We start from the raw sequence: 411 nt of genomic DNA, 5'->3' as shown, positions 1-411 counted from the left end.
TTGTGGGTGCTGTCGGAGGATGTCGCGTTCGTGCTCCAGGGGAGCAGCTTCGCGGTCCCCGGATACATGGTGTGGTGTGCGCTGCTTTATGCGGCGACCGCGTCCTGGTTCAGCTGGCGCGTCGGGCGCCCCCTGATCGGACTCAATGCCGAGCGGTACACCCAGGAGGCCGAGCTCCGCTTTGCTCTCGTTCGCGTCAGCGAGAATGCCGACGGCATCGCCCTCGGCGGCGGCGAAGCCGACGAACGCCAGCGGCTGCAGCAGGAACTCGAAGAGGTGCTTTCGGCGATGCGCGGGATCGTCGGCGCCGCCGCCAGGCTGACCTGGGTCACCTCCGGCTACGGCTGGTTCGCCCTCGTGGCTCCGATCATCGTCGCCGCACCGGGGTATTTCGCCGGCAGCCTGTCCTTT

1 pseudogene is annotated in these 411 nt (G+C 67.9%); it reads left to right on the top strand.

The annotated features are described in order from the left end of the window. A pseudogene (locus AAHM41_RS40375) lies at positions 1 to 411 on the top strand (ABC transporter ATP-binding protein/permease); the annotation flags it as partial.

It is taken from the genome of Inquilinus sp. OTU3971, from assembly GCF_038440215.1.
This window is presented reverse-complemented; position numbering and strand designations above follow the sequence as displayed.